We start from the raw sequence: 21,983 nt of genomic DNA on the forward strand, positions 1-21,983 counted from the left end.
CGTCTGCCGAGGCCCACCACTACGATGATGCTGTGAAGCCCTTCCTGCTGCTCGCCACCCGTTCTGAGGACGAAGCCGCCGATGACGAGTACGCCGGATTCCTCGCGGCCGGCGATCTGGAACCCGACCAGCTCCACCGGGTGCGGCTCGAGGCTGCGCCGATGCCACCGATCGACCTGAACGGATACTCGGGCATCATCGTGGGCGGCAGCCCCTTCAACGCGAGCGATCCCGCCGAGGTCAAGTCGTCCGTGCAACGCCGCGTCGAGGCCGAGTTAACCGCCCTCCTCGACCAGGTGCTGGCCCGGGACTTCCCCTTCCTCGGTGCCTGCTACGGCGTCGGACTGCTCACCAGTCATCTGAGTGGCAGGCTCGACCGCACCTGGTCCGAGGAGGCCGGGCCGACCTGGATCTCCCTCACCGAGGCCGGCGCAGCCGACCAGCTGTTCGCCGCGCTCGCGCCCACCTTTCAAGCTTTCGTCGGGCACAAAGAGGCCTGTTCAGAGCTGCCGCCCGGCGCCGTCTTGCTGGCGACCGGGCAGAACTGTCCCGTGCAGGCGTTCCGGGTCGGCAACAACGTCTACGCGACGCAATTCCATCCGGAACTGACCAACGCCGGCATCCTGACCCGCATCCGCATCTACCGCGAGTACGGCTACTTCGATCCCGACGCCCTGGACGACGTCATCGCGGCGATCGACGCATCCATCGTCACCGAGCCGGCCAACCTGATGAAGGCCTTTGTCCTGCGCTTCGGCAGGTAGGGCCGGCGGGGTCCGGCACGGGTCCGGCGCGGGTCCGGGACCGGTCCCGGATCTAGAGTGGTCCCATGGAACTCGAACCAACCGACCGTTCTGCGGCGGCGCTGCTGGAACTGGCACGATCACTCGGGGTTGACACCTCTTTCACCGGCTGGGACGGTGCTTCACGGGCGGTCGACGTCGGCACCCTGCGTAAGGTCCTGGGTGCCCTCGGCGTTCCCGCCGGCACGCCTGCCGAGGTTGATGCGGCGCTGACCGAGCAGAGCCTCGCGCCCTGGCGCCGGCTCCTGCCTCCCGTCGTGGTGCTCCGCGAGGGCGGCGAGGACGAGGTGCCCGTGCACACCGGCGCCGGTTCGACGGCCCTCGTCTGGATCGTCGCCGAGGACGGCACCCGGCACGAGGTGTTGCAGACGGGGCTCTGGGAGAAACCCCGCACCGTCGACGGTCGGCCGATGAGCCGGGCGACGTTCCAGATCCCGGCCGGCCTGCCGCTGGGCTGGCACACCCTGCACGCAGAGAGCGGAGACCACACGGCGCGCTGCGGCCTCGTCGTGACCCCGCCCCGGCTCGAGACCACTCGAAACCTGGCCGGGCATCGCGACTGGGGTCTGATGGCCCAGCTCTACTCGGTGCGCTCCTCCCGGAGCTGGGGGATCGGCGACTTCGCCGACCTTGCCGACCTGGCCGCCATCTCCGGCTCCCAGTACGGAGCCGACTTCGTCCTGGTCAATCCGCTGCACGCGTCCGAGCCTGCCCCGCCGGTCGAGCCCTCCCCGTACCTGCCGTCGAGCAGGCGCTTTTTCCACCCGCTGTACATCCGGGTCGAGGACGTGCCCGAATACGGCTACCTCGCCCCGGCGGCACGAGCCGTTGTCGAGTCCCTCGCGGACCGGCAGCACTCGGCCAACCTGGAGGCGGACCACCTCGACCGCGACTGCGCCTACGCTGCCAAACTGACCGCGCTGGAAGCCGTGCACCAGGTGCGGCCGACCCCCTCCCGTGCCCACCGGTTCGAGGAATTCTGCGCCGAGCAGGGTCAGGGTCTGGTCGACTTCGCGCTCTGGTGCGCCCTGGCCGAGCTGTTCCCGACGGATGCGCCGGAATGGTCGATCGAGCCGCGCGGCCCCCGCGGTCCCTTCGCCGCCGAGCACCGGGAGCAGCTCGCGGACCGCATTGAATTCCACAGCTGGCTCCAGTGGCTCTGCGACCAGCAGTTGGAGACCGCTCAACGCGCGGCGACGGATGCCGGAATGACCATCGGCATCGTGCACGACCTCGCGGTCGGGGTACAGATCACCGGGTCCGACGCCTGGACCCTGCAGGGCGTTCTCGCCCCGGGCATGACCGTGGGAGCCCCGCCGGACATGTTCAACCAGCAGGGCCAGAACTGGTCGCAGCCGCCGTGGCACCCCGGCCGGCTGGCCGAGTCGGGCTACGTCGCCTACCGGGACATGCTCCGCAGCATCCTGCACCATGCCGGCGGCATCCGGGTGGACCACATTCTGGGTCTGTTCCGCCTGTGGTGGATCCCGGTCGGCGCCGGACCGGGAGAGGGCACCTACGTGCACTACGACCACGAGGCACTCATCGGTATCCTGGCCCTCGAGGCTCAGCGCGCCGGCGCGGTGGTGATCGGCGAAGACCTCGGCGTATTCGAGCCCTGGGTGCGTGAGTACCTCGCCGAACGCGGCATCTTCGGAACCTCGATCCTCTGGTTCGAACGAGACAACGGTGTGCCGCTGGCCCCCGAACGGTACCGCCAGGCCTGCCTGACCAGTGTGAACACCCACGATCTGCCTCCGACGGCCGGCTATCTCGCCGGCGACCACGTGGCCCTGCGCGAGTCGCTCGGTCTGCTCGGGCGATCGGTCGAGGAGGAGCGCACCGCGGACCTCGCCGAGCAGTCCGCCATGCTGGCCGCGCTTCGCGAACGCGACCTGCTGCCGCCCCTCGGCGCCGAGCCGGCCCCGACCGTGCAGGAGACGGTTGAGGCGCTCTACGCGTACACCGCACTGACGCCCTCGTCGCTCCTTGGCGTGGCTCTGGTGGATGCGGTCGGCGAGCGCCGGACCCAGAACCAGCCCGGGACCTCGAACGAGTACCCGAACTGGCGCATCCCGCTGGCCGGCCCCGACGGAAAGTCCGTGCTCATCGACGACCTGCCCGGCAACGCCCGCTTCGCCGCCCTGGTGGACGCGATCCGCGCCACTCCCTGAAGCGCTTCATCACGCCGAGGAAGATCTTCGCGCCGTTCGGCCCGAACGGCACCGAGCTGCGGAACCTCCGGGACCTGCCGGCCTCGCGGCCGGGTGTCGTATTCCGTTTCGGGCATTTAAACCGAGGAAAATGGGACGGATGACCACCCCCCAGAGCACCACCGCCTTTCGAGGCGCGCGCGACCACCTCCTGCAGTTGCGAGACGATCATGCGCGCGCCCAGGCCGAGTTCGAGTGGCCGGATGTGGGGGCGAACTTTAACTGGGCCGTCGACTGGTTCGACGTCATGGCCGCGGGCAACGACAGGACCGCCCTGTGGATCGTGGAGGAGGATGGCAGCGAACTGACGGTGACCTTCAGCGAGATGTCGGCGCGCTCCGACCAGGTGGCCACCTGGCTGGTCTCCCGGGGCGTCGGGCACGGCGACCACGTCATGCTGATGCTGGGCAACCAGGTCGAGCTCTGGGAGCTGATGCTCGCCATCATGAAAGTGGGCGCGGTCATCCTGCCCACGTCCACGGTGCTTGCGACCGGCGACCTGGCGGATCGGGTTCTGCGCGGCGGGGTGCAGCACGTCATCGCCAACGCCGGCGACGCCGCCAAGTTCGACGCGGTGCCCGGCGACTTCTCGCGCATCTGCGTCGGTGCGGCCACCCCCGGCTGGGCCAACTACGCGGATGCCGCGCTCGTCGCGGCCGAGAAGCCCGCCGTGGTCGTCTCGTCCGACGACCCGTCCCTGATCTACTTCACCTCGGGTACCACCAGCAAGCCGAAAATGGTGGTGCACACCCAGACGTCCTATCCCGTGGGGCACCTGACCACCATGTACTGGATCGGACTGCGCCCGGACGACGTGCACCTGGCCATCAGCTCGCCCGGCTGGGGCAAGCACGCCTGGAGCAGCTTCTTCGCCCCGTGGATCGCCGAGGCCACCGTCTTCGTCTACAACTACGCCCGGTTCGACCCGTTCGCCCTCGCCGACCAGCTGCACCGCGCGAAAGTGACCACCTTCTGCGCCCCGCCGACCGTGTGGCGCATGCTGATCCAATCCGACGTCGGCGCCAAGCCGGTAGGACTGCGCGAGATCCTCTCGGCCGGCGAGCCGCTCAACCCGGAGGTCATCCATCAGATCCAGCGTTCCTGGGGACTCACCATCCGGGATGGCTACGGCCAGACCGAGACCACGGCGATCGTGGGCAACGCCCCGGGTTCCGCTCTGCTGGCCGGTTCGATGGGGATGCCCCTACCGGGCGTCGCGATCACGCTGCTCGACCCCATCACCGGTGAGGAGAGCGACGAGGGCGAGATCTGCCTCGACCTGTCCCGCACCGCGGTCAACCTGATGGCCGGCTACCACGGGGATCCCGAACGCACGCGTGAGGCCGTGCGGGACGGCTACTTCCACACCGGTGATGTCGCCAGCCGCGACGCCGAAGGCTATATCACGTTCATTGGCCGCACCGACGACATCTTCAAGTCCTCCGACTACAAGGTCTCCCCGTTCGAGGTCGAGAGCGTGCTGCTGGTGCACCCGGCCGTGGCCGAGGCGGCCGTCGTGCCCGCGCCCGACGACACCCGGCTGAACATCGCCAAGGCCTACATCGCCCTGGCGGCGGGCTGGGAGTCCAACGGCGAAACGGCGCTCTCGGTGCTGCGCCACGCCCGCACCGGTCTGCCCCCGTACATGCGGGTGCGGCGGGTCGAGTTCTACGAGCTGCCCAAGACCAGTTCCGGCAAGATCCGCCGGGTGGAACTGCGCATGCGCGAGGATGCCGCGGCCGCCGAGAACACCCGGCTCCCCGGTGAGTGGCGCGACGACCAATTCCCCGAGCTCAAGCGCTGACCGGCCGTTCCGGCCGCTCACGGTAATCCGGCGGAGACCCCCAGGACGAGGCCGCGGATGGCCGCGAGCGGGATCGGCAGCCAGGAGGGTCGGTTGCGGGTCTCGTAGACGGCCTCGTAGAGGGCCTTGTCCAGCTCGAACGCATCGAGCAGGGGTTCCTGACCGGCCAGGCTCTGGCCGGATTGCCGCGCGTAGCCGTAGAGGAAGGCCTGCCGGCATGCCGCGGCCCACTCTTCGGCCGACGCCGTCTGGTCGCCGGGCGATGACCGCTCCACCGTGCCGGCCACATAGGAGAAGGACCGCAGCATCCCGGCAATGTCCTTCAACGGCACATCCGGCTGAGTGCGATCGAGAAGAGGGCGCAGCGGTTCGCCCTCGAAATCCACCAGCACCCAGCCGCGGCCGGGGACCTCGAGGGCCTGGCCGAGATGGAAATCGCCGTGGATGCGCTGCAGCCGGGGCCAGCACGCCCTCTCCGCCCGCTCGAAGATCGCCTCGACGGCCGTATCGTAGCCGGTCAGGGCGGGCACCTCGGCGGCGGCGCTGCGGTAGCGCTCGCGCATCCGGCCGAGTTCGGCGGCGATGACCGCGGGGGTGGCGTCGTGAGTGGGCATCACGGCGGCCAGGTCGGCGTGCACTGCTGCCGTCGCCACGCCCAGCGCCCGCGCCTGTTCGCTGAAGTCCTCCCCGGCCCCGGCAGAAACCAGGGCTGCCCGCCAGGCATCCGGGGCGCCCGGCAGGAACTCCTGGGCGAAGACGAGATGACCCGTGAGGGTGACCCGCGGTTGCTCCGGGTCGGTCCACTGGCCGACCACGCAGCCCACCGGTTCCGGCACAAAGTGTGAGCCGGCCCGGGCCAGGGCCGACTGCACGGACACGTCCGGATTCTCGCCGGGATGCAGCATCCGGAACACCTTGCAGATGACGGGACGAGCCGGGCGCCCGGCGGCGTCGACGCAGTCCAGAATGATCGAGGTGTTCGACTGTTCTCCGCGCAGCACCCGGCCGGCGACAACTCGGGCCGGCCGTTCGGCGGGATCTGCGCTCGACAGGAGTTCGCCGCGAGCCCGCGCGCCGAGGTTTCCGGGCTCAGGCGAGGTGGCCTGGCGCAGGATGAAACCCAGCAGAGCGCGCCCGTAGGCCGGGTCGGCGGTGCCGTCGTAGACCGCGCTGCCGTCGGCGAGGGTGACGATGAGGCCCTGCCCGTCTGCGGGCAGGGGAGTGGTCCGCTGGGTCAGGGGCAACTGGTAGAGGGTGCGGGTCGGGGCTGCGGCATCAAAGACGAGCTCAGTGCGGATGTCCACCTCTGCTTCCTCGCTCGGAAGCACCCAGCGTCCGATGCTGACCAGTCTCGGCACACGGCCCTTGTCGGCGAACCATCGCTGCGTCGCCACCCAGTGGTTGAGGTAATCCGGGAGTGGGATTGCGCGACCGTCGACAGTCATGGCCTCAGCGTGCGCCCGCGGCGACGGGAGCCGACAGCAGGGACACCACGACGGTGCCCCCCTTCGTCGACTGCTCGCCGATCGGCTCGAAGCCGAGCCGGGAGTGGAACGCCAGCGACCGAGGGTTCGGAGGGGTGATGTTCACTTCGCAGAAGACCTGGCCGACGTCGGCCGCCCGGGCCGCCGCGAAAATCGCGGTGTACAGCAGGGCCCCGAGACCCTGGTTGCGGGCCTGGTCCGACACCACGATGCGGTCCACGTAGAGGAAGGACTCCGACCGGGCGGAGAACCACCGGTAGTTCTCGCTCGCGTAGTCGGCGTCGACCCCGAACAACACGGCGAAGCCGAGCACCTCACCCGGCGCTTCGTCGTGCACGACCGCGAGGGCGTGGCTGCTGGCCGCGAGCAGGGCGGAGAGGCTCGCCTCGTCATGGGCGTTGACGGCAGGCACGGCGGCGTTGTTGAGTCCGAGCACCGGTGCGGCGTCGGTGGGAAGGAGATGGCGGAGCGAATAGGGCATGGGATGACGATAATCCAGGTGCCGCCTACTCGGTGACGCGCCGGCGCATCCCGTTCGCCACCAAGGCCAGGCAGAGCGCGCAGACCACGAACAGAATGCTCAGAAGCACCGGGTAATCGAAGACGGCAGTGAGCCAGGCGAAGGCGACCGGCAGCAGGAAGCCGATGTAGGTGAGGCTGTAGTAGACCCCGGTGATGCCCGCCAGGTCGGCTGCCGTGGAGATCTTCTGGATCTCCACGAGCCCGGCCACGATGCACACACCGTAGGCGGCGCCGAGCACGATGGCCGTGAGGAACGCGAGCACCGGGGACAGCACGATCGCCGTCGCCACGCTGAGACCCACTCCCAGCAGCATTACGGACATCCCGACAATGAGTGCACGCCCAGCGGTGACCCGGTTGATCCGAGCCACCTGCGGTTGCACGAGCGCGCCGGTGCCGAGGGTCACGACCGTGAGCAGGGTCGCGTAGGCGAGGTTGAGGTTGCCGAGTTGGTCCCGGACCAGAGTGGGCATGATCGCGTAGGCGATGCCCGCGGCGCCGAAGACCCAGGGAGCTGACGGAATGATCACGCGCACGAAGCGGCGGTGTCCGGCCAGCGGAACCGCCAGGTCCTGCCAGAAGGGCCGGTGTGCCCGGTAGCGCGGCACGGTCTCCGGGGCCCTCAGTAGGCGGGGGAGCACAAGCAGGCTGAGTACGATGTGTACGACATAGGGGGACAGGGTCGGCATCGGCCCCCACTGCGCGAGCACTCCGGCCACCCCGGCCCCGAGCCCGAACCCGACCGTGAGGGTGAGGGCAGGCCGCCGTGCCCCTGCCGTGCGGCCGGCCTGGTTGTCGAACGGCGGGCTGGACAGCTCCTTGAGCCACGCGGTTCCCACTGCCATCGCCACGGCGACGCTCAGCCCCGCCAGCAGGCGCCCGGCGGAAAGCATGATCCCGCTTGAGAATCCCAGACCCAACAGGATGCTGGCGAGAATTCCCAGGACGACGCCTGCCAGGGTCAGGGCTTTGCGCCCGTAGCGGTCCGAGAGTGCGCCGGCGAGCAGCAGCCCGGGGACCAGGCCCACCACGTAGAAGCCGAGGAAGAGGTCGGCCATGACGACGGAATAGTGGCCGAGCGATTCGTACATATGCAGGAGGGGCGTGAAGTGGTTCCCACCCCAGGCCATGACGAACAGGGCAGGAGCGGCGAGCTGCCAGGCGGGAACGGTACGGCGGAAAGTCATGGGTCTTTTCTGAAAAGCAGGTGCGGGTAGGTGGGGGACGATCAGGGCGCCAGCTGCGCGTGATGACCGTCTTCGACGTGCTGGCGCAGAGCGACCTCGTAGGCGAGGGTGTCGCCGCCGCGCAGGTGGTGGGCAAGGATTCGGTGTTCGGCCACCAGACGGTCGAGGTTGCGCGGGTCGCGCAGGGCTGCCCGGTGCACGAGGCGCTCAAGCCGGGGGCCGAGCCGGGTGTAGATTCCGTCGATGACCCGGTTGTGCGTCTCGTCGACGATGCGGGCATGGAACCGGTGGTCGGCGCGGGCGAACGTGAGCAGGTCGCCGGCCAGGGCGGCGTCGGACTGGACCCGAATAAGGTCCTGCAGCTCGGCGTCGACGCCCGGGATGTCGTCCGGCCGCTCGCTGAGCAGGGTCACCGCCGTGTTCTCCAGCATGATGCGCACCTGCAGCAGCTCGGCCGTCTCCGTGTCGCCCAGGGCTGTGACGACCGCGCCCTTCTTGGGGAAGAGCGTCAGGAGCCCGTGGGCCTGAAGTTCGAGAAAGGCCTCCCGCACGGGGGTGCGGCTGGTGGACAGGGCCTCGGCAATCTCTCCCTCGGTGATCAGTGAGCTCGCGGCCAGGGTGCCGGAGATGATGGCGTCGGCGACGGTCGTGTAGATCCGGTCGACGGCGGAGGGGGCCGCGGCGGGGGGCCTGGCGGCTCCGCGGGACACCGGGAGGAAGCTCATCCCTCAACCCTAGTCACTCAAGCACCTATCAATAAATGCATCAATGGATGCAATTCCATGAATTTCGCGTTCGGGTGGGTCTGACGGGAGTAGTGTTGGAAAAGAGGGCAAGTCACACGGTGCATCGTTGCATTAGCCGGAGCCTCGTGGTCCTGCCCTCTCGGCCCGACTGCGGGAGAGACACTTTCGCGGAGGGTGTCTCGATCCCACGAGGAGAGCAATCTACATGACAATCACTGAAGGTGTTCGCAGCGGAACGGATGATGCCGGTCAGACTGACTTCGCCTCCGGCCCCTGGCAGGATTCGATCAATCTGCGCGACTTCATCCAGCGCAATTACACCCCCTACGTCGGCGACTCGAGCTTCCTTGTCGGCGCGACCGCACGCACCACGGGAATCTGGGCCAAGCTGTCCGAGATGTTCCCCGAGGAACGCCGTAAAGGCGTCTACGACGTCGACGCCGCCACGCCGTCGTCCATTACGGCCCACGCTCCGGGCTACATCGACCAGGCCAACGAGGTAATTGTCGGACTGCAGACGGATGCTCCGCTCAAGCGTGCCATTATGCCTTTCGGCGGGTGGCGCATGGTTGCCACCTCGCTCGAGACCTACGGCTACCCCGTGTCGCCTGAGCTCGAAAAGATCTTCACCGATTACCGCAAGACCCACAACACCGCCGTCTTCGACGCGTACACCCCCGCCGTTCGACGTGCGCGCAACAGTCACCTGATCACGGGTCTGCCCGATGCCTACGGCCGCGGCCGGATCATCGGCGACTACCGCCGCGTCGCCCTCTACGGCGTCGACGCCCTGATCGCCGGCAAGAAGAACGACCGCGCCGAACTCGACATGGAGCCCTCGACCGAGGACATCATCCGCGCCCGCGAGGAGAACTCGGAGCAGATCCGGGCCCTCAAGGAACTCATCCAGATGGCGGCCTCCTACGGCTCCGACATCTCCAAGCCGGCCACCACCGCGCGCGAAGCCGTGCAGTGGCTCTACTTCGCCTACCTCGGCGCCGTCAAGGAGCAGAACGGTGCGGCAATGTCGTTCGGCCGCAACGCGGCCTTCCTCGACACGTTCATCGAGCGCGAACTCGTCGCCGGCACCCTGACCGAAGAGGGCGCCCAGGAGCTGATCGACGACCTCGTCATCAAGCTGCGCATCGTGCGCTTCCTGCGCACCCCCGAATACGACGAGATCTTCGCCGGCGACCCGACCTGGGTTACCGAGTCGCTCGCCGGCATCGGTGAAGACGGCCGCCCGCTCGTCACCAAGACCACGTTCCGATTCCTGCAGACGCTGTACAACATCGGCGCAGCACCCGAGCCGAACCTCACCGTTCTCTGGAGCGACGCTCTGCCCGAGGGCTTCAAGCGTTTCTGCGCCCAGGTGTCGATCGACACTTCGGCCATCCAGTTCGAGTCCGACGAGATCATCCGCGCCGAGATGGGTGACGATGCCGCGATCGCCTGCTGCGTCTCGCCCATGCGCGTCGGCAAGCAGATGCAGTTCTTCGGTGCACGCGTCAACGCCGTCAAAGCGCTGCTGTACTCGATCAACGGCGGCAAGGACGAGGTGTCCGGCAAGCAGGTCGCCCCGGCCACCCTTCCGAACGCCGAAGAGGTGCTCACCTACGAGACCGTCTTCCCGGCCTACCTGGAAACGCTCGAATGGCTCGCCGAGACCTACGTCACGGCCCTGAACTGCATCCACTACATGCACGACAAGTACGCCTACGAGCGCCTCGAAATGGCGCTGCACGACAAGGACATCATCCGCACGCTGGCCTGCGGCATTGCCGGCCTCAGTGTGGTTGCCGACTCCCTGTCGGCCATCAAGTACGCCACGGTCCGTCCGGTCCGCGACGAGACCGGTCTGGTCATCGACTACACGATCGAGGGCGAATTCCCCCAGTTCGGTAACGACGACGACCGCGTCGACACCATCGCCGTCGACGTGATGGAGCGGTTCATGACGATGATCCGCAAGCACCCGACCTACCGCGACGCCATCCACACCCAGTCGATCCTGACGATCACGTCCAACGTGGTCTACGGCAAGGCCACCGGCAACACGCCGGACGGCCGCCGCAAGGGCGAGTCGTTCGCTCCGGGTGCCAACCCGATGAACGGTCGCGACACCCACGGAATGCTCGCGTCGGCGCTCAGCGTCGCCAAGCTTCCCTACAGTGAAGCGCAGGACGGCATCTCGCTGACCAACACGGTCGTTCCCAGTGGCCTCGGCCACACCAAGGAAGAGCAGATCACCAGCCTGGTCGGCCTCATCGACGCGTTCACGTCGGCGACCGGCTACCACATCAACGTGAACGTGCTCAACCGCGACACTCTCGAAGACGCCATGGCGCACCCGGAGAACTACCCGCAGCTGACGATTCGCGTCTCCGGCTACGCGGTGAACTTCGTTCGCCTGACCCGCGAGCAGCAGATGGATGTCATCAGCCGCACGTTCCACTCGCACTGATCACTGATATCGACGCGGCGACGCTGAGTAGGACGAGACAATGCCAGCAGTAAACCTCGGTCTGCCCAGCGCCGGCGCGGCCATCGCCCTGGTGGACGGTTCATCCGTGAGCAGTGAACAAGCCGAACTGGCTGAACTCCACCACCTCGAAATGGAAGCGATCCACAACGGGTCGGTCGCCAGCGTCCACTCGTGGGAACTGGTCACCGCCGTTGACGGTCCCGGCACGCGAATGACACTCTTTCTTTCCGGGTGTCTGCTGCGCTGCCAGTACTGCCACAATCCGGACACCTGGAAGATGAAGGACGGGCTGCTCACCACGCTGGACGACCTCGTCGCCCGGGTCAAGCGCTACAAAGGCGTCTTCGACTCGACCGGCGGCGGGTTGACCATCTCCGGTGGGGAACCACTCATGCAGCCTGCCTTCGTGACGCGACTCTTCGAGGAGTGTCACAAGCTCGGCGTGCACACCACCCTGGACACCTCCGGGTTCCTGGGTAAGAGCGCGTCCGACAAGCTGCTGGACAACCTCGACCTCGTGCTGCTCGACGTCAAGTCGGGCATCCCTGAGACCTACAAGGAGGTGACCGGCCGAGACCTCGCTCCGACGATCGCGTTCGGTGATCGCCTGAGCGAACGGAACATTCCCGTCTGGGCGCGTTTCGTTCTGGTCCCGGGGCTCACCGACGCCGTCGACAACGTCGACGCCGTCGCCGAGATCGTGTCGCGCTGGCCGAACGTGCAGCGCGTCGAGGTTCTGCCCTTCCACCAGATGGGTGAGGACAAATGGGACCGGTTGAACATCCCGTATCCGCTGCACGGCTCTCACCCCCCGGATGAGGCACTTCTGGTGCGGGTCCGGGCCCAGTTCGCGGCGCGGGGCCTGACGGTCTTCTAAGCAGGAATCACCGCTCGACGCACACCCCCGGATCAGACGAGGCGTGGCATCTCTACAGATGCCACGCCTTTTCTGCGCGGTAAACCAGCAGATGCCTCCGGCCGACCTGTGCGCAACCCCCTAGCCGCGGAGTACAGCTCAGGTTTGCATGCCATCGGACCCTTTCGGGGTCATGGACGCTAGGGGTGGTGCAATGGGTACGCCGAAATTCACCGGTCGCAGAACTGTCGGAGGCGTTGTGGGAGGCCTGCTGGCCCTCGTGGTCTTGAGTGGCGTGGCCGGGCTGCTCGTCACCGCGGCCATCACCCCCGTGATCGCGCTCTCCGGCCTCGGTGCCACCAACACGATCACCGTGTTCGAGAATCTGCCGGGCTACCTGGACATCGAACCGCTCTCCCAGAAGAGCAACATCTACGCCACCCGGAACGACGGCACGTCCGTGCTGCTGGCCTCCTTCTACGATCAGAACCGCATCGAGGTCGACTGGGACGAGATCAGCCCCTACGCCCGGGATGCCGTCATCGCCAGCGAGGACCCGCGCTTCTACGAGCACGGCGGGATCGACGCCCAGGGCACCCTGCGCGCGGTGGTGACGACCACCCTCGGGGGAGTCACGCAGGGTGGGTCGTCGATCACCCAGCAGTACGTCAAGAACGTGCGCGTGCAGAAGTGCGAACTCGAGCCGGACGACCGGCTGCGGCAACGATGTTACGACGCCGTCACCGCCGCCACCCCCGACCGTAAGATCAAGGAAATGCGCCTCGCAATCGGGGTGGAGAAGAAATATCCCAAGAACGACATCCTGCGCCAGTACCTCAACATCGCCGGTTTCGGCGGCACCGTGTACGGCATCGAGGCCGCGGCGAACTACTACTTCGGCACGACGGCCGCAGAGCTCACCCTTCCGCAGGCCGCAAGCCTGGTGGCGATCGTGAACAACCCGGCCAAGTTCCGCCTCGACAATGCCGGTAGTGAGAGCAACGGCTACGCAGTCAACAAGGCGCGCCGGGACTACATCCTGCGCGAGATGGTGAAGCATGAGAAAATCACCCCAGCGGAATTCCAGGCTGCCGTGGCCACACCGGTTCAACCGGCCATCCAGGAGCCGAGCACCGGCTGCCAGACCGCCGGGGGCAGCGCCTACTTCTGCGACTACGTGACGCATCTGCTCCGGAACGACCCGGCGTTCGGGGAGGACGACGGGAAGCGCCTGCAGAACTTCCGGCGCGGCGGCTATGCCGTGTACACCACCCTGGACCTCGACCTCCAGTTGGCGGCGGAAGCGACCCTGGCGGCCAATGTGCCGATGGAGTACCCCGGCTGGGACGTGGGCAGCGTCATCACGAGCGTGCAGGTCGGCACCGGGCGGGTGCTGGCCATGGCACAGAACAAGCGATACAGCCAGGACCCGACCGTGCAGGCCACCAGCGCCGCCTACACCGAGGTCAACTACAACACCGACTATGCCGAGGGTGGTTCGAGCGGGTTCCAGCCGGGGTCGACCTACAAGGCCTTCACCCTGGCGGAATGGTTGAGGACGGGCCACCGGCTGGACGAGCGCGTCGACTCGGCGCGGAAGGCCAACTGGGGCACGTTCGACGACAGTTGTCGGGGGCCGCAGAACTATGATTCGCAGAACTGGAACCCGAGAAACGACGCCGGGGAGAGCGGCGGAAACTACAGCGCGCTCGAGTCCACCCTCGGCTCGATCAATACGGGCTTCATCGGGATGGCGAAGAAACTGGACCTGTGCGGCATCCGTCAGACGGCCGAGGCTTTCGGAGTGCATCGCGCCGACGGCAGCCCGCTCGTGCAGACCGCGGCGGCCGTGATCGGAACGAATGAGGTGGCTCCGCTGACCATGGCCGTTGCCTTCGCGGGCATCGCCAACCGCGGGGTGACCTGCTCACCGATCGCGATCGACCGCATCGTGGGCGCTGACGGTGACGAGGTGCCCGTGCCGGAATCGGAGTGCGCCGCTTCGGTGGACCCGACGGTGGCCGAGGGCATGGTCTACGCGATGCGTCGGGTGATGACCGACGGCACGGCTCAGCAGTCCTGGGGTGCCACCACGCCCCGGGTGCCTCTGATCGGCAAGACCGGCACCACGGACGGAGGTAAGGACACCTGGATGGTCGGGGCCAGCTCGAAGGTGGCGACCGCCGCCGCCGTCGTCAGCGTCACCGGGGAGGCCCGGCAGCGCTCCATCAGATTCGCCAGCGGCCCGGCCGCCACGGCCCGGCACCGGATGTGGCCGGACGTCATGTCGGTCGCGAACGCGAAGTATGGGGGAGACGAGCTGGCCGAGCTTGGGCCGACCCCGGTGGTTGTTCCGGTCGGGGACACCGGGGTATCCGACGGCCCGACGGACGGTTCCGACGACTAGGGGTTTCCGGAACCGGAACGGGTGACGGCGACGAGCGCTTCGTTGTGCCTGAGGAAGCCCGGCTTCCAGGGTGGGTCGAAGCGGGCGAAGTAGGGTCGGCCTGCGAGCAGGAGACCCTCGCGGCTCACCGCGTCGACGAGGAGGGTGCCGTTCTGCGCGAATCTTTCCTCGCTCCAGCCGCCGTTGAAGCGGCGGGCGGCGACCGTGCGCTCGGGGACCTCCTTCGTGCTGACCTGCGCGTTGCGGGGCACGGGCACCTCCGCGGGCGGCATCCCGTCGGGGAGGACGAAGCTGACGGTGTGGCTCTGCGGGGTCGTGGTCTCCTGGATCACGGGCGCGGTCATCGCGAGGCGTGTCGAGGTCTGGTTGTTGCCGCTGATGTATTGGAAGAGCGGCCCGAAGCCGCGGTTGCCTGCCGCGGAGAAGTCCCCGGCCACCTCCACCTGCACCAGCACGGTGCGGGGATAGTGACGCAGTTCGAAGTCGGCGTACTGACGAAGCACGTCGTAGCGCTGTTTCTCGGTCATGGACAACAGTGTAGGCGCGGGTCAGGCGGTGCGTCGGGGCCATAGATGGTGCACATTCGTGGTCGCCATGGCCGCCAGGTCCTCGGCCAGTTCGTCGGCCAGGTCGTGGGCGCGGTCGGCGTTCCGGGCGGCCGCCTCGCCCGCGTGACGCAGCTTGACCCGGCGGGCGACATCCGTGAGATCCCACAGGTTCTCGCCCGTGACGGAGACGCCCTTCGCGCCGGACCGACGGGTGCGGCCGCGCACCAGCAGCTGGCCGGTGTGGAACACCGGGCCGCCGATGCGCTCCTGGGCGTCGTGGAAGAACACGACGTTCGAGACCGGTCCGGTGCCGTCGTCGAGGCTGACGAAGACCACCCGGCGCCCGTTGCGCATCGGCGGCGTGTTCGTGGCTCGGCGCACCCCGGCCAGGAGCACCTCGGTGCCGCCGGGCAGGTTGATCAGCTCGGAGGCCGGCGTAACGCCCAGCTCCGTGAACAGCGGGTAGAACCGGGCCATCTGGTGCCCGGACACCGCCAGGCCCAGATCCCTGAGTTCGAGGTCGGTCTGGCTGCGGCCGCGCAGCTCGAGCGAGGTCACCGCGTTGAACCGGGACCCCTCGTATTCGAGCACCGGCAGAGGCACGTCGAAGGCGAGCTGGTCGTCGTGGACGGTGACCGCTGTGCCGCGGAGAGACTGGATGTGGGCGAGCAGCTCGTGCCGACGGGTGCGGTCGTACCCGATGAAGCTGTCGAGTGCTCCCACCCGGGCGAGCGCCTCGAACGTGCTGCGCCGCGGGCGCACCCTGTCCCGGAAGTCCTGCAGCGAGGTGAACGGCTGGTGGCGCACGATGCGGGCGCGTTCGGCGGCCGTGCAGCCGGAGAGTTCCGGCAGGGCGAGACGGATGCCGCGCCGGCCGCCGTCGGACTGCTCGCCGTCGATCTGCTCCACCCGGTAGTCGAGGGCGCTGTGTTGCACGTCCAGGCCCAGTACCGGCACGCCGAGCAGCCGAGCCTCGGCCACGATCAGGTCTTTCGGCCACATACCGGGGGCGTGGGTGAGGAGTCCGGCCAGGAATACCGCGGGGTGGTGGGTCTTGAGCCAGGCGGACTGGTAGGTGGGCAGGGCGAACGCCGCCCCGTGCGCCTTGGCGAAACCGAAACTGCCGAACCCGGCGAGCACCGTCCAGGCGCGGTCGATCACGGCGGGAGTGAACCCGCGCTCGAGGGCACGCATCCGCACGTACTCCTCGATCCGGGGAAGCTGCTCCGGTTTGCCTAGGTGGCGGCGGAAGACATCCGCCCGCCCGAGCCCGCAGCCGGTGAGTTCGTCGAACAGGCGCATCACCTGCTCGTGGAAGATCACCACACCCTGGGTCTCCCGGAGGAACGGCTCGAACCGGGGGTGGATGTAGTCGGGCATCACCTCCCCATGCCGGGCCTGAAGGTATTTCAAGGGCATGTTGTTCTGCATCGGCCCGGGCCGGAACAGGGAGATCTCCACGGTGAGATCGTTGAACACCTCGGGCTGCAGCTTGCCGACCAGCTCCATCTGGCCGGGAGATTCGATCTGGAAGATGCCGAGGGTGCGAGTGGAGCGGATCAGTTCGAAGGTGTCCGGGTCGTTCAGTGGGATTCGGTCGAGGTCAATGATCTCGCCCGACAATCGGTGATGTTCCTCGACGGCGTGGGCCATGGCCGACTGCATCCGCACACCGAGGATGTCCAGCTTGATCAGGCCCATCGGGTCCATGTCGTGCTTGTCGAACTGGGACATGGGCAACCCCATGCCGGACGCCTGCACCGGGGTGCGGTCGAGCAGGGAGGCGTCGGAGAGGATGACGCCGCAGGGGTGCACGGAGATGTGCCGGGGAAGCCGGTCGAGTTTGGCGGTCAGGTCGACCAGCAGGTCGAGCTGCGAGGAGGCGCGCACCTCGGCGGCCAACGGCTCGAGCTCGGGCTTTTCGGCCAGGGCGCGGCGGAAGTCGCGCGCGTTGAAGCGCCACATCTGCTTGGCGACCGCGGCCACCTGCTCGTGATTCATACCGAGGGCCAGGCCGGCGTCGCGCACGGCGCCGCGGCCGCGATAGGCGTTCGTCATGGACATCAGCGACACCCGATCGCTGCCGAAGGTGTCAAAGAGCGTGCGATAGACGTCGTGCCTTCTGGCGGACTCGACGTCGAGGTCGATGTCGGGCAGGGTCTGCCGCTCGGGGGAGAGGAACCGCTCCCAGAGCAGCCCGTTGGAGATGGGCTCGACGGAGGAGGTGTGCAGGGCGTAGTTGAGCACCGAGCCCACCCCGGACCCGCGCGCCTGGATGCGGATGCCCATTTCCCGGATGATGTCCGCCACCCGGGCGACGGTGAGGAAGTAGCCGGCGAAACCGAGGTGCTCCACCGTCTTCAGCTCGTGCACGAGTCGTGCGTGCGCAGCATCCGCCAGCGACCGGCCCGCCGGCGACGTGACGGGGTAGCGGTCGTCGATGCCGGCCCGGGCTCGGGCGTGCAGCTCGGTCAGCGGGTCGCCGCTGACGCCGATGATGCGCGCCTCCGGCATGCGCGGGCGACCCAGGCCGATGTCGGAGTCCGGGTCGAGGCTGCACCGCTCGGCAAGCTGCTCGGTGTCGCGGAACAGTCGGTCGACGGCGCCGTCGTCGTGCAGCCCGGCGTCGACGACCATGCGCGCCACCTGCCTCATGGCGACTTCGGGTTTCAGCCAGGCCTGGCCGTTGGTCTGCAGCTGCTCCAGGTTCGCCAGCGCCGTCAGGGTGCGGGCCGCGTCGGCCAGGTCGGCGGTGACGGCCTCGTCGGGGGTGCCGTAGCGCACGGCGTTGGTGAGCACGGCGGGCAGTGCGGCGTGCTCGAAGAGGGCGAGCATGCGGGTGGCCGGCGTCACACTGCCGGGAGTGCCCGGCGCCGCCAGATGGCAGACGATTTCACCCACCACCGATTGCGGCGGCAGGGCGCGCAACCACGCGGTGAGGCAGGCGCCGGCAGCATCGGTGTCGCGGCGCTCGACCGATTGGCCCACGTCGGAGGCAGGGCCGAGCAGCACGGTGAGGCAGCGCAGTCCGGCCAGCTCGGCGAGGTGCGAGCGGGCGATGCTGGGGCGCCCCGACGCGCTGTGCGCGGCGCCGTTGTGGGCGGCGCTGACCGCGCGGCAGAGGGCCGCATAGCCACGACCGTTCATATCACCGTGGGCGAGCACCACGATCCGGCCCAACGGATGCCCGTCGTCGTCGTGCACCGCGAGGTCGGCGCCCAGCCCCGCCCGGATGCCCGCTGCCGCGCAGGCGCGCACGTGTTTGACCGCGCCGTAGAGACCGTCCCGGTCGGTGAGGGCCAGGAAGGAGCCGTTCTGCGCCTGCGTCTGCTCCACCAGTGACTCGGGGAGAGTGACCCCGAAGTGCGTGGAGTAGGCGCTCGCGACGTGGAGGTGTGCGAACATGTGACTCCTCTGCGGGCAGGTCGATGGGTGATAGATAGAACAAATGTTCGATGTAGGGAGTGTACGTCACACGGCCGACACGCGCTACCGGCAGTCTGCCGAGGCAGTCTGGCTAGGCTGGGTGGCTCAGCCGTTGTTCGCCTCGTTTGGAGATCCCTATGACCACGCCCACTTCGTCCTGGACGGACTATCTCGGCCGGGCCGCCATCCGCTCCGGCCAGGCCCTGCTGGTCCTCGCCCTGCTGGTGGTGGCCCTCTACGGGATCACGCAGCTCAAGCTGGTCTTCACTCCGCTCCTGATCGCCCTGATCGTGGCGTCGGCGCTGCGCCCCTTCATGCGGTTCCTGCTGGCCCGCGGGGCGAACGAATCCCTTGCCGCGGCGATCACCCTGATCTTGAGCGTCGCGGTCTTCGGTGGCGTCGTCACCCTCGTGGTGTTCGGCATCCGTGGCGAGTGGGACACCCTCTTCACCTCGGCCAGCAAGGGGCTCGACAGCCTGCAGGAACTGCTCACCAGCGGCACGCTGCCGATCGATTCCGCTCAGATCGATTCGGTGCGCGAGTCGGTCATCGACTTCGCCACCAGCAGCCAGTTCGGGTCCGGGGCCCTGGCCGGGGTCTCCGTGGCCGCCGAGATCGTGGCCGGCGTGGTGCTCGGCCTCGTCGTGCTCTTCTATTTCCTGAAGGACGGCCCTCACATTTGGAGCTTCCTCATCCAGCCGCTCGCCGGCAAGCGGCACGAGCGGGCCGCACGCATCGGCGTGAGCAGCGTCGAGGTATTCGGCAACTACGTGCGCGGCACGGCGATCGTCGCGTTCGTCGACGCCCTGTTCATCGGGATCGGACTGTGGATCCTGCAGGTTCCGCTGGCGCTGCCGCTCGCCGTCATCGTCTTCGTCGGCGCCTTCATCCCCATCGTCGGGGCGACGGCCGCCGGCATCCTCGCCGCACTGGTGGCCCTCGTCACGAACGACCTGACCACCGCCATCATCGTGGTCGCGATCGTGGTCGCCGTGAACCAGCTCGAGGGCAACTTCCTGTCCCCGGTGGTGCTCGGCAAGTCACTGCGCCTGCACGGCCTGGTGATCCTGCTGGCGCTGACGGCCGGCACGATCCTGGGCGGCATCGTCGGCGCGGTCATCTCGGTGCCGATCGCCGCCGTGGGCTGGGCCGTCATCAAGGCCTGGAACGCTCCCACGCCGCCGGTTCCGGTGCCGCCGGTCGCGCCGGTCTAGCTCACGAATTCGTTCGGGCGAGCGGTGATCAGCTGAAGGCGGAGATGCCGGTCACGGCCCGGCCGACCAACAGCGCGTTGATCTCGTAGCTGCCCTCGTAGGAGTAGATCGCCTCGGCGTCGGCGAAGATCTTGGCCATCTCGTACCGGGTGCTGATGCCGTTGCCGCCGAGCAGACCGCGGCCCAGGGCCACCGTTTCGCGCATCCGGGTCGTGCAGGTCGCCTTTGCGAGGGCCGCCTGGTCCATCGTGAGCCGCCCGCTCTCCTGCAGTCGCGCCATCTGCACCATCAGCGACAGTGACAGGGTGGCGTTGCCGATCATGCGGGAGAGCTGCTCCTGCACCAGCTGGAAGGATGCGATGGGCATGCCGAACTGGCGCCGCTCCAGCGCATAGGCGCGGGCCACATCGAAGGCGGCGAGCTGCTGGCCGACCGCCTGCCACGACACCCAGATCCGCGAGTTCCGGAGCAGCACGTTCGTGTCCTGAAAGCTCCGGCTGCCCGGCAGCCAGTTCGTGTACGGGATCCGCACCTCCGTGAGGGTGATGTCGGCGTTCTGCACGATCCGCACCGCGATCTTGTTCTCGATCGGGGTGGCCGTGAACCCGGGCCGCTCCGTCTCGACGATGAATCCCTTGATCTGCCCGTCCGCGGTGTCCCGGGCCCAGACCAGCACGTAGTCGGCCATGGCGCCGTTGCCGATCCAGCGTTTGGTGCCGTTGAGCACCCACTCGTCGCCGCTGCGGGTGGCCGTGGTCTCCATCATTCGGGAGATGTCGGAGCCGTGTTCCGGTTCCGTCAGGGCGAAGGCCCCGATCTTCTCCAGGGCCAGGAGGCCCGGTAGCAGACGTTCCCGCTGCTCGGGTGAGCCGAGCTCGTCGATGGCGGCGGCGAACAGCTCGTGGTGCACGCCGTAGAACGTGGAGATCGAGGTGTCGGCGCGGGTCAGCTCCATCTGCAGCAGCCCCGTGAGCAGATGGCTGGTCGCGGCAGCACCGGTCGCGGCGAGGTTCTGCGCGGCGAGGCGGGGCAGCAACTCGAACGGGAACTCGGCGCGGTTCCAGTAGTCCACGGCGAGAGGGCGCACCTCGGCCTGATAGAACGATCGTGCCGCGGCCAGCCGCGCGCGCTCACCCGGGGTGAGTAGATCGGTGACGAAGATCAGGTCGGCGTCGACGTAGGGCATCTCGCCCAGCCCGAGCCCCACTCCCAGCCCCAGCCCCAGCTCCTGCTCGCCGAGCGGCGCGAAGAACGCCGCGACGGACGCCTCCGTCACCTCGCCGAGACCGGCGGGCGACCACCGGGGGCTGCGGTCCTTGTCGATCACCTGGGCCCGGATGCCCTCCTGCAGCTCGCTCCGCTGCAGGAAACGGAGCGTCACCCGGTACTCCTGATCGAGCGCCTCGTCGAGGCTCGGGAGCCGCCGGGCCCGGCGCAGCGAGGACAGCGTGACCGCGAGGGCGGTCGGCGACCTCGTGAGGATGAGGGCGGCGGCGTCGCGGGCGGCTTCCACCGGGGAACGTCGCAGGGCGGCGACGATCTCGCCCACGTCATCGGACGCGTAGCACTCGTCGATCCAGTGCCGCTGGGCGAGGAGGTCGGAGGGCGGGGGAGTCTCGGCCAGGGCGCGCACGGCCTCGGCCGCGTCGGTCACGGCCAGGGTGCGGGCCAGGGCAGGGAGTCGGTCGCTGTGCACGAAGTGGTCGGCCAGGCCCAGCGCGATGGCGTCGGACCCGGAGACTAGGGCGGCGGTCAGGGCGAGGTGGGTGCCGAGCTCACCGGGGGCATGGGACAACAGCCAGCTTCCGCCGACGTCGGGTACGAAGCCGATCGCGGTCTCCGGCATCCCCAGCCGCGTGCGCTCGGTCACGATCCGGGTGTTCGCGTGGCCGGAGACGCCGACCCCGCCGCCGAGCACGACGCCGTCCATCACGGCCAGGTACGGTTTGGCGAACCGGTGGATCTGCGCGTTCAGATGGTACTCGTCGGCGAAGAACCGGGCGGCCTCGGCGTCAGCGTCCGCTCGATCGTCCGCGCCCGCGTCCGCACTGCGGTAGATCGCCACGATGTCGCCCCCGGCACAGAGGCCCCGGTCGCCGCTACCGGTCAGCAGAACGGTCTCGACCTGCCCGTCGGCGGCCCAGTCGGTCAGCACCGCGGACATCCGTCGGATCATCGCGTGGGTCAGGGCGTTCAGCGCCGCCGGGCGGTTCAGGATGATCTGGGCGAGCCGCCCGTCGCGGCGCAGCAGAATGTCCGGCCGGTCATCCATGAGCTCGAGCATGGAC

14 protein-coding genes are annotated in these 21,983 nt (G+C 68.3%); 7 read left to right on the top strand and 7 right to left on the bottom strand.

Going from position 1 to position 21,983, the window contains the following annotated elements; translation table 11 throughout:
* Nucleotides 1–32: 32 nt before the first annotated feature.
* The 3 genes from E3O18_RS06995 (at nt 33) to E3O18_RS07005 (ending at nt 4,820) form a co-directional block, all read left to right on the top strand.
* Nucleotides 33–764, top strand: coding sequence for a glutamine amidotransferase (locus E3O18_RS06995; RefSeq protein WP_134398222.1), 732 nt, complete (start codon nt 33–35; stop codon nt 762–764).
* A 65-nt stretch (nt 765–829) separates the two neighbouring features.
* Complete coding sequence (malQ, locus tag E3O18_RS07000; protein ID WP_134417792.1) at nt 830–2,977, top strand: 4-alpha-glucanotransferase; 2,148 nt, start codon at nt 830–832, stop codon at nt 2,975–2,977.
* A gap of 130 nt (nt 2,978–3,107) precedes the next feature.
* Nucleotides 3,108–4,820, top strand: a complete 1,713-nt coding sequence (locus tag E3O18_RS07005; RefSeq protein ID WP_277870888.1) for an AMP-binding protein — start codon at nt 3,108–3,110, stop codon at nt 4,818–4,820.
* A 17-nt stretch (nt 4,821–4,837) separates the two neighbouring features.
* On the opposite strand, the gene E3O18_RS07010 is transcribed toward E3O18_RS07005, so the two are convergent.
* From E3O18_RS07010 to E3O18_RS07025, 4 genes are read right to left on the bottom strand one after another with little or no spacing between them, the layout of a single operon-like run.
* Nucleotides 4,838–6,265 (bottom strand): phosphotransferase, encoded by a 1,428-nt coding sequence (locus E3O18_RS07010; protein ID WP_134417794.1) that lies wholly within the window; start codon nt 6,263–6,265, stop codon nt 4,838–4,840.
* 4 nt (nt 6,266–6,269) lie between these two features.
* Nucleotides 6,270–6,785: a GNAT family N-acetyltransferase gene (locus tag E3O18_RS07015; RefSeq protein ID WP_134398226.1), complete on the bottom strand. Its 516-nt coding sequence runs from the start codon at nt 6,783–6,785 to the stop codon at nt 6,270–6,272.
* 25 nt (nt 6,786–6,810) lie between these two features.
* Nucleotides 6,811–8,013, bottom strand: a complete 1,203-nt coding sequence (locus E3O18_RS07020) for an MFS transporter (protein WP_134394509.1) — start codon at nt 8,011–8,013, stop codon at nt 6,811–6,813.
* A gap of 41 nt (nt 8,014–8,054) precedes the next feature.
* Nucleotides 8,055–8,738 (bottom strand): GntR family transcriptional regulator, encoded by a 684-nt coding sequence (locus E3O18_RS07025; protein ID WP_134394508.1) that lies wholly within the window; start codon nt 8,736–8,738, stop codon nt 8,055–8,057.
* 226 nt (nt 8,739–8,964) lie between these two features.
* Between E3O18_RS07025 and pflB the strand changes: the two genes are divergently transcribed.
* The 3 genes from pflB to E3O18_RS07040 all read left to right on the top strand — a co-directional run bounded on the left by pflB (nt 8,965) and on the right by E3O18_RS07040 (nt 14,507).
* Nucleotides 8,965–11,223 (top strand): formate C-acetyltransferase, encoded by a 2,259-nt coding sequence (gene pflB, locus E3O18_RS07030; RefSeq protein WP_134394507.1) that lies wholly within the window; start codon nt 8,965–8,967, stop codon nt 11,221–11,223.
* A 40-nt stretch (nt 11,224–11,263) separates the two neighbouring features.
* On the top strand, nt 11,264–12,121 hold the full coding sequence (gene pflA, locus E3O18_RS07035) for a pyruvate formate-lyase-activating protein (RefSeq protein ID WP_134394506.1): 858 nt from the start codon (nt 11,264–11,266) through the stop codon (nt 12,119–12,121).
* 193 nt (nt 12,122–12,314) lie between these two features.
* Entirely contained in the window at nt 12,315–14,507 is a 2,193-nt protein-coding gene (locus E3O18_RS07040) for a transglycosylase domain-containing protein (RefSeq protein ID WP_166784665.1), read from the top strand.
* Here E3O18_RS07040 and E3O18_RS07045 read toward each other — a convergent pair.
* Together E3O18_RS07045 and dnaE are read right to left on the bottom strand one after the other, a co-directional pair.
* On the bottom strand, nt 14,504–15,034 hold the full coding sequence (locus E3O18_RS07045) for a heme-binding protein (protein WP_134394504.1): 531 nt from the start codon (nt 15,032–15,034) through the stop codon (nt 14,504–14,506). The genes E3O18_RS07040 and E3O18_RS07045 overlap by 4 nt on opposite strands.
* Nucleotides 15,035–15,055: 21 nt before the next feature.
* Nucleotides 15,056–18,460: a DNA polymerase III subunit alpha gene (gene dnaE, locus E3O18_RS07050; protein WP_134394503.1), complete on the bottom strand. Its 3,405-nt coding sequence runs from the start codon at nt 18,458–18,460 to the stop codon at nt 15,056–15,058.
* 158 nt (nt 18,461–18,618) lie between these two features.
* Between dnaE and E3O18_RS07055 the strand changes: the two genes are divergently transcribed.
* Nucleotides 18,619–19,695: an AI-2E family transporter gene (locus tag E3O18_RS07055; RefSeq protein ID WP_134394502.1), complete on the top strand. Its 1,077-nt coding sequence runs from the start codon at nt 18,619–18,621 to the stop codon at nt 19,693–19,695.
* Between the two features lie 28 nt (nt 19,696–19,723).
* Here E3O18_RS07055 and E3O18_RS16520 read toward each other — a convergent pair whose 3' ends face one another.
* On the bottom strand, nt 19,724–21,979 hold the full coding sequence (locus tag E3O18_RS16520) for a 3-hydroxyisobutyryl-CoA hydrolase (protein WP_241976665.1): 2,256 nt from the start codon (nt 21,977–21,979) through the stop codon (nt 19,724–19,726).
* Nucleotides 21,980–21,983 lie beyond the last annotated feature (4 nt).

The organism is Cryobacterium sp. TMT2-42-4 (assembly GCF_004402645.1).
Taxonomy (GTDB): domain Bacteria; phylum Actinomycetota; class Actinomycetes; order Actinomycetales; family Microbacteriaceae; genus Cryobacterium; species Cryobacterium sandaracinum.

Coding starts and splice junctions, on each gene's coding strand:
- malQ (WP_134417792.1), top strand. CDS start 830: ATGGAACTCGAACCAACCGACCGTTCTGCGGCGGCGCTGCTGGAACTG.
- E3O18_RS07005 (WP_277870888.1), top strand. CDS start 3,108: ATGGGACGGATGACCACCCCCCAGAGCACCACCGCCTTTCGAGGCGCG.
- E3O18_RS07010 (WP_134417794.1), bottom strand. CDS start 6,265: ATGACTGTCGACGGTCGCGCAATCCCACTCCCGGATTACCTCAACCAC.
- E3O18_RS07015 (WP_134398226.1), bottom strand. CDS start 6,785: ATGCCCTATTCGCTCCGCCATCTCCTTCCCACCGACGCCGCACCGGTG.
- E3O18_RS07020 (WP_134394509.1), bottom strand. CDS start 8,013: ATGACTTTCCGCCGTACCGTTCCCGCCTGGCAGCTCGCCGCTCCTGCC.
- E3O18_RS07025 (WP_134394508.1), bottom strand. CDS start 8,738: ATGAGCTTCCTCCCGGTGTCCCGCGGAGCCGCCAGGCCCCCCGCCGCG.
- pflB (WP_134394507.1), top strand. CDS start 8,965: ATGACAATCACTGAAGGTGTTCGCAGCGGAACGGATGATGCCGGTCAG.
- pflA (WP_134394506.1), top strand. CDS start 11,264: ATGCCAGCAGTAAACCTCGGTCTGCCCAGCGCCGGCGCGGCCATCGCC.
- E3O18_RS07040 (WP_166784665.1), top strand. CDS start 12,315: ATGGGTACGCCGAAATTCACCGGTCGCAGAACTGTCGGAGGCGTTGTG.
- E3O18_RS07045 (WP_134394504.1), bottom strand. CDS start 15,034: ATGACCGAGAAACAGCGCTACGACGTGCTTCGTCAGTACGCCGACTTC.
- dnaE (WP_134394503.1), bottom strand. CDS start 18,460: ATGTTCGCACACCTCCACGTCGCGAGCGCCTACTCCACGCACTTCGGG.
- E3O18_RS07055 (WP_134394502.1), top strand. CDS start 18,619: ATGACCACGCCCACTTCGTCCTGGACGGACTATCTCGGCCGGGCCGCC.
- E3O18_RS16520 (WP_241976665.1), bottom strand. CDS start 21,979: ATGCTCGAGCTCATGGATGACCGGCCGGACATTCTGCTGCGCCGCGAC.